At 54.7% G+C, this 7,063-nt stretch carries 5 protein-coding genes and 1 pseudogene; 1 reads left to right on the top strand and 5 read right to left on the bottom strand.

Annotation, left to right across the window (positions count from 1 at the left end; genetic code table 11):
- A pseudogene (locus tag MOV75_RS21835) lies at window positions 1-136 on the top strand (DUF1488 domain-containing protein); the annotation flags it as partial.
- A gap of 88 nt (window positions 137-224) precedes the next feature.
- Here the strand turns inward: MOV75_RS21835 and MOV75_RS21830 are convergent.
- The 5 genes from MOV75_RS21830 to rpmB all read right to left on the bottom strand — a co-directional run bounded on the left by MOV75_RS21830 (window position 225) and on the right by rpmB (window position 6,490).
- On the bottom strand, window positions 225-1,313 hold the full coding sequence (locus MOV75_RS21830; protein WP_247006584.1) for a hypothetical protein: 1,089 nt from the start codon (window positions 1,311-1,313) through the stop codon (window positions 225-227).
- Between the two features lie 5 nt (window positions 1,314-1,318).
- A complete protein-coding gene (locus MOV75_RS21825; protein WP_247006583.1) occupies window positions 1,319-2,935 on the bottom strand; it encodes a restriction system-associated AAA family ATPase in 1,617 nt (538 codons plus the stop codon).
- Entirely contained in the window at window positions 2,932-4,479 is a 1,548-nt protein-coding gene (locus tag MOV75_RS21820; protein WP_247006582.1) for a restriction endonuclease subunit S, read from the bottom strand. Before MOV75_RS21820 ends, MOV75_RS21825 begins: the two co-directional genes overlap by 4 nt.
- A gap of 74 nt (window positions 4,480-4,553) precedes the next feature.
- Window positions 4,554-5,732 (bottom strand): N-6 DNA methylase, encoded by a 1,179-nt coding sequence (locus MOV75_RS21815; RefSeq protein WP_309486955.1) that lies wholly within the window; start codon window positions 5,730-5,732, stop codon window positions 4,554-4,556.
- A 446-nt stretch (window positions 5,733-6,178) separates the two neighbouring features.
- The gene (rpmB, locus tag MOV75_RS21810) at window positions 6,179-6,490 is read right to left on the bottom strand and encodes a 50S ribosomal protein L28 (RefSeq protein ID WP_246931680.1); all 312 of its coding nucleotides are present in this window, start codon (window positions 6,488-6,490) and stop codon (window positions 6,179-6,181) included.
- Between the last annotated feature and the right edge of the window lie 573 nt (window positions 6,491-7,063).

The following is a 7,063-nucleotide window of genomic DNA, read 5'->3' as shown; positions in this document are numbered from 1 at the left end:
GGCCCGACAAGGCCCAAGCCCAGTTCACCCGCCTGCGCGACCGCATCGAAGCCTGCGCCGGACACAAATATCGGGCGACGGAGTTCGAGGGCACGCCGCCGGGATCGTGCTGCGGAGCATCGATTTTCGGGGGTAGGGGGAGGGGAGCAGACCGCGGGCGTGGTGTCGTCGGTGCCGCCACAACGTCCCATGGAGCGCGAAACGCCGCGGCTCGCGAGACCGCCCTAGGCGGAAGCCGTCGCACCCTTAGTTGGGCTCACTAGGGCAATGAACCATGCTACCAAACGGTCGGATACGGGTGGGTCGACACAGCGTTGCCGAAGCATCTCGAAGACCGCTTTCTTTAGAAACACTCGATCTGCGAAACCTTCCTGAATCACTGCGGCTAGGTACCTGCTTAGTGCATTTGCAACATCCGCCGCATCCTGCAGTGCCCCGAACTCTAGCTGACACCACTGAGCAAAGTTGTCCATCCATCCCCGGAACTCGGCATCGAGAACGTTCTCCTTATATCGACGGCGAATGTTGAAAACTTCGGCCCACGTCGAAATCTCCTCATCGGGACCATTCAGATCGATACGCCAATCCGGCAACAGAATAGCTCCGTCCTTTTTTCCTTCGAATGGTACACTTTGGAGCAATGACACGCTCGCGGTAGGTCCGGCATACGGATCGATACATCGCCGTCGGATTCCGCTATCTCGATGGCGTAGCATGTCGGTCGCTCGCTTATGGGCGGCGTTGCATTTTCGTCCCATTGGGGTCAGATTTCTGAGGTTTACCCCGGCAAAGGGATAAAGAGACATTGCAAGGTAATGATCCAGATCTTCTCTAGCCATGCCGGGTGCGTCAAAGGCCTCGATCCCGCAGAATGGGCATACGTGGGCCTGTGCAGCATCGTAAATTAATCGGTACTGTCGGTCCCGTATTTCAAATTGTGTCAATAACTCGAAGGCAAACTCAAAAAGATCCTTGGCGAACTCGTGTATGCTACCGGGCAAATCGTTCTTTGTCAGACAGTCGCCGACGCCAGAGAATACAACTGGAAAATCATTCTCTGAAGTGAGCGCATTTAGAATGAGCAAGCGTTCAGCAGAGGAAAGCTCTCCAGCTGCTTTGCAGAAGGCTCGAAATCGATCGCGTATCCCCGTGCGGGATCGCAATTTTGGTCGATGGTCCGCTGGGATGCAGGATGGCCAGCCTGCGGGCGGATTGCCCAATTCGATCTGGTGTATCGCGGTGGTTGCCATCTCCAAAAGGCAGTCGTGCAGCCAGTTTTCAGATGTGGCGTCAATTGGGTAACAAAAGAGCATTTCGTCTAGCTCTTCCCTTGCCGAAGTTGCCGGAGCCGATCCGCAAGAAAAGCCTTTTCAACTGAAGAGCCCAACTTGTTCATGGCATCTTGCAATTCTTCGACGTCATTGCTGGCCATAAGTTCTGAAATTTTATCTCTAGCCAATTGGGAAATGGGAGGTCGCACGTCAAAGCAATGCTCAAGTATGCGGTCAAACGTAGCGCCATATGTCTCGATGTCGGGCTTTCGAACAGCGACGCCTCCGGAGCCACCCTTTGAAAAGATGTGTACATGCTCTCGCGAGATATCGGATGGGACAAACGGTGCATGAGAAGTCAGAATGACCTCTTGAGACCCAGTTCGAGAGACGGGTAGTTCAACCAGCCTTTTTACAAATTGCACTCGCCATTGAGGATTAAAATGTGACTCTGGCTCATCCAAAATGAACAGCGCATTAGCTTCGGTAATCATCGAGAATACGCCGAATATTTGTGCTTGCTGATGCTCCCCGTCAGAAAGTGATACGTAGTCTAGTGGCTCTCGATCGTCTGAAGGAAGGCCACGATAAAAGCGAACCTGTTCAAATCGAAAGACCTTCTCTTCCTCTTGAGGTTCGGGCAATCGAGATGCAAATCTTCGCGTCTCAATTTCTTGCTCCAGGCGATCTCTTGCAGCCTTTGGAATGGCCAAGTCATTAAGCAAAGCAAGTTTGTGAAAGGCTCGATATATCTTGATAGAGGAGTCGAAGAAATCCGCGAACGCTGTGCGTGTCTCCGCGTCGACGAGTACGTCAAAAATGTATGTCTCTTTTCTTGAATCATAGCTCCAGCACGTTGAGCATCGCTTGAGAGCGTCGATGTATTCTTCTAACTCGCCAGTGAGTTGAACCCCTTTCCGGAGCCCCGGCCCGCGTACGCGAGTTTTAAGCCTTGTCAGATGGTTTAATTGGACGATGCATCGAAAAGACGCCAGGCTGTCCAGCTGTGCATGGCCGATGATGGCGGTTTGGACCGCCTCACTGCCGAGCAACAAGTTGGCTACAAGGACTTCAAGATGCGTGCTGTAATCGATCAACAGCAGCCGATTATCGGCCACCTTTTCTTGGTGTGAAGAAGGTGGCTTCTTCAAAGCAGCTTCGCGGACGTCGGCGGAATACCCACTTCGGCTTACGAAAAATGGCAAGCTCAGGGTTTCGTTGTCCCCCGAAGTGTATCCAACCACTAGTGCCGGAAGGCGATCTCCGAAGTCCTGTGAGTGAGAGGGCACGCCAATCCATTGGTTGTCTTGGCCGTGCTTATGCATCTCAATGTCAGCGGCCTTGTTCGACTTTGCTCTCGAAAGGCGCACTCTTTCCACGGACCCTTTGCCCGCCGGAGAGATCATATACTCGAGCTCGAACGCAGTCCGTTTATCAGAGGCTTCGCGCTCCTCATGCGGAGAGTGCAAATGCCAAGCGGACTGAAAGATTTCGGCGACTAACTGTAGAAATTGAGATTTTCCTGATCCGTTTGGGCCCAATAGACAGTGCGTTTTTATGTCCTCGTTTGTATTGTCGCTGTCGGTTGTGAAGGAGACTTCCAGTCCGTCCAGGAGGCCTCCACAACTCGACGCTTCGTGGACCTTGAGGGCTTGCAGTCTCATTGAGAAATCCTAACGAGCCGCATGATGCGAGCTTGGTTGTCATAGCGCTGCCTAAGAACGGGTTTGCTTCCGCTCAAGAGGGCGAAAACAGCCTGCTTCAGGCTCTCATAGTCGCCCGTTACTAAGCCGCTGACCTCCTCAAATGTCCGTCCTTCGGGGGGCCAGCTCTCCAACTGAGCGATGATCTGCTCTTTCACGGTATGCCTCCTGATTGTCGCGGGTTTGCGGGAAGCTTTTGGTCCGGTCTTACTCGTCTTCTCATTGTGCTCTTGGTCAGAAGGCACTTTTGGTGCACTTTCAGAAAGGTCAGGCGTAACGAGCTCGCCCCTAAAAGCCTTCGCCAAGACGCGCTTTCGGAGCGCGTCAACAGCTTCAATCGTTGCTGCACATCTTTCCTCCAGCGCGGCCAATTGCTCAAAAGCCCGGTCTATCGTGTGCACGATCTCCGTCGCTTTTTCGGCTGACGGTAAAGTAATCGGCAGCGACGCCAAGCCGGCTTTGCTGATGGATGCGAGGTTCGTTGTTTGTGTGCCGTGGGCAGAAAAGTGATCGCGTCCGAACTCATTGGCGAAGTATGAAATGTACTTTGCCGGGAAGGCTGGGTCGCGCAACCTGACGCGGAAGACATGGTTCTGGTGAATGCATAGTTCAATCTGGCCTTCCCAGATCCAGCCGCGTCCGAGCTTGTCACGGTCGCCGCCCTCGTTCATCAGGATATCTCCGGACCTCAGGAGGAGTTTATCGGCCTCCTGTTCGGTAACGTTGATCGTCCTAATTTCCGCAAGGTCCAGCCGCCCACGTTGAACGTTTGCAACCCGTAAGTATGGTCTTGTCACGAGTTTAGAGTTCTGAAGGCGTTTCTTGCCGAGTGCTACACCAGTTTGTATTTCGGCTATTTCACCGAGAGTGCACTTGAGCCAGCCGCGCGATGTGGATCGTTCGTCTCCATTTGCGCCAGCAACGTCGAAGGTTCGCGCAAGAAATGAGCGCCTATATTGATCGAGCAGCAACCGAACTTCGGATGCGCTCTTCTCGATCTCGACCATTCTTTCTAGAGCAGAATCAAGCTTTCTCACGATTCTTTGCTGTTCCCCGACGGGAGGCAAAAATATGTTGATCTTCTTCAGTGCCCCGAAGTCGATGCTCTCGACAGTTGTGCCGGATTTCGAGGTTGCCGACAGAATTTCTTCAGAGCGGGCCTGAATTTGGTATCTGAGAAAGTCTGCGTTGAGGTCGGGAGAGAGCGTCAACGCTTTAATGTCTTGGTTGATCGCGACCGGAACGGTATTGGCCGCCACAGGGAGTGAGTGTCGTAAGATGCCGCTTCGTGTGACGAACAGCAGTGAACCGGACGGGATTAGTCTTGTAGACGATGCGTCCAGTGCCTCAGGCGTAATTAAATCTTGAGAAGTGTCAATTCTGTCCTTCTTCATGTCCTTGGGGGAGACCCACGGGATGGTGCCGTTGTCCCAGAATGCAGAATTAGCTTTGCTAGGAGTGCTGCCTCCCTGCCAAATTCCCGCTTGCGCGAGCGGGATTGTCACCCAACGTTTCGGCGGTCTACTCACTGGGACATTCCGCAAGTAATAGGGATGAGCTTGTCTTACCGGTTGGCGAGCTATGGGTTGCTTTGAATGTCAGCCGTAAGCGACTCTAGTTCAGCGAGCGCGGCCTTCAAATGCGTTGCAATAACGGCCGCAATTTCCTCTGGCTCGGCCTTATCTTCGTCTACGTTTTCCGCGTTTCTTAGCCAACTGATATCTAAGTTGTCGTTGCGGCGCGCGATTTCGTCTCGCGTGAAGCAGCGAAAGCGCCCATCGAGTCCTTCGTCTCGTCGCTTTGACTTTCCATTTGGATCATTTCCATATGCAGTCTCGAACGGCAGGAAATCCGCAGCCTGTATCGGCCGTGTTTTCTTGAAGCGGGGGATATTGGTGCGAAGATCGTAAATCCACGTTCGTTTCGTCCCGTCGTGAGGAGCTCTAGCAAACATTAAAACATTGGTATTGACGCCGGCGGCGTAGAAAATTCCGGTTGGAAGACGCAAGATTGTATGCAGATCGCACTTCTCCATTAGGTCAGCTCGCACTTTGCGTCCAACGCCTTCCTCGAACAGAACGTTGTCCGGTACAACGACGGCAGCGCGGCCGCCAGCCTTAAGTCCAAGATAGATGTGCTGCAGGAAGGCAAGCTGCTTGTTTGAGCTGACAAAAGGCAGATCGTTGCGCCGCACCCGAGCTCCGCCGGCGCTGATTCCGAAAGGAGGATTGGCGATAATTAAATCTGCTGGCTCTAGGTGTCGGACATCTTCTGTCAGGGCATCGCCGTGTTTGATTTGCCCCTCCATGTTATGGAGAAATAGATTCATCAGACACAGTCGGTAGGTGTCGCTTTCGATCTCCACGCCGCGATATGCGGGAGGCCGCTCTTGGTATTCGCGCGGTGAATTGGTTGCCCGTATCTGGTGATCGGCGGAAATTAGAAATCCGCCGGTGCCAGCCGCCGGGTCTTGGATCACCTCCCCGGGGCGGGGCTTCATCAATCTAACGATACAATCAACTAGCGGGCGCGGCGTGAAATATTGACCAGCGCCAGAACGAGCTTCAGCCGCATTTCTTTCGAGCAGACTCTCATAGACTTGCCCGAGGCCGTCCTTCTTTGTGGAATGCCAATCGAGCGTGTCGATTTCGTCCACTACCTTGCTAAGGTTTTCGTCGTGAGAAAAGACTGTTGTCGGAAAAGCGAATATCTCACGAACGGAACTGTCGGCTGCATCTTCGCCCAATTGGGTGAGCATCTTTCGATAGTATCCAAGAATGCCGGTCCCGAGGTGATCCTTTAGGTCCGACCAACGGCATCCTTCTGGCAGTAGATTGTCTCTCCCCGTCTCACTCGCGTTCTTCAAGAACAGCAGGTAAGTCAGCTCAGATAGGTACTTGTGGTAAACGATTCCGTCGTCCCGCAGTACGTGGCACAGGTTCCACAACTTGCTTGCTAGGCTACGATCGGTCATTCCGTGGTGCTACTTTCGGCGAAGGCAGTTGCATGCTTTTTTGTTAATCGACGACAATAGTTTCAGGCGCGGATTTCACAACCAGTTACTTGCTGGCAGCGCACTAAGCTCATTTCCGGGGACAAACAAAAAACGGCCGGATCTTCCGATCCGGCCGCTACACAAAACTTGACTCGGCTAAGCCTACGCCACGCGACGCAACCTAGCCCCCGCCCAATTCCAAAACTTGCTTAGCTGGCCTTCTTCGCCGGCGCGGTGGTCGGGCCGACCTTCTTCTGGATGGCGCGCTTCAGCTCGAGGGCGCGCGGCGACAGGGCGTCGGCCTTGGCCTTGAGCAAATAGGCATCGAGGCCGCCATTGTGGTCGACGCTCTTCACCGCGTTGGTGGAGACGCGCAGGCGCACGTTGCGCTCGAGGGCTTCCGAGATGAACGTCACGTTGACGAGGTTCGGCAGGAAGCGGCGCTTGGTCTTGATGTTGGAGTGGCTGACCTTGTGGCCGACGAGGGGGCCCTTGGCCGTCAGTTCGCAGCGGCGAGACATGGTAGAAATCCTCAGGTTTCGAACCCCTAACGAGTGCGGCCGCCATTCTGGGCGCCACGGGGGCTAATTCTTCGTCCTTGCAGGGAGCGGCGGACGTATAGGGGGGAAGGGGCGGGCCGTCAAGGTTTTGGGGCGTCTTTTGAGGCCGCCCGCGAGGTGCGCTCCCTCCCCCGCGCATGGGGGAGGGTTGGGGAGGGTGTCGCCGCAGCGGGGCAGACGTGAGCGCCACCTAGAGGAGAGAGCCCTCACTCGCGCTTCGCGCGACCTCTCCCGCAAGCGGGAGAGGTTTGCGGCCCGCGGTTACCGATCACCAAAACGGCAATGTTTGTCGCGCCTTACCATCACATAAAGGGCGTATTCGCCGCCGAAGAGTCCGGTGGAGTTCCCGGTTTAGGGCGCTAGGGACACATTGTTTGCCGTGGTTTTTGGCTTAAGTAACAGCCATCGCGCCCCGATTGGATTGTTTCGTGCTCATCACGCCGCCTCTTGCGCCAGAAACGCGCTCGATCCGTCCGCGCTTTGCCGGCTGGCTGGGGGCGTTTTGCGGCCTGGCGTTGGCGTGGGGCGCGGTGC

This window comes from Bradyrhizobium sp. PRIMUS42, assembly GCF_023006515.1.
In the GTDB taxonomy this organism is placed as follows: Bacteria; Pseudomonadota; Alphaproteobacteria; order Rhizobiales; family Xanthobacteraceae; genus Bradyrhizobium.
Note: the sequence above shows the minus strand (reverse complement) of the source record. Positions and strands in the feature narration are given on the sequence as shown.

Excerpts from the sequence above, each read along its gene's own strand:
- MOV75_RS21830 (WP_247006584.1), bottom strand. The coding sequence starts at position 1,313 with ATGCTCTTTTGTTACCCAATTGACGCCACATCTGAAAACTGGCTGCAC.
- MOV75_RS21825 (WP_247006583.1), bottom strand. The coding sequence starts at position 2,935 with ATGAGACTGCAAGCCCTCAAGGTCCACGAAGCGTCGAGTTGTGGAGGC.
- MOV75_RS21815 (WP_309486955.1), bottom strand. The coding sequence starts at position 5,732 with ATGCTCACCCAATTGGGCGAAGATGCAGCCGACAGTTCCGTTCGTGAG.
- rpmB (WP_246931680.1), bottom strand. The coding sequence starts at position 6,490 with ATGTCTCGCCGCTGCGAACTGACGGCCAAGGGCCCCCTCGTCGGCCAC.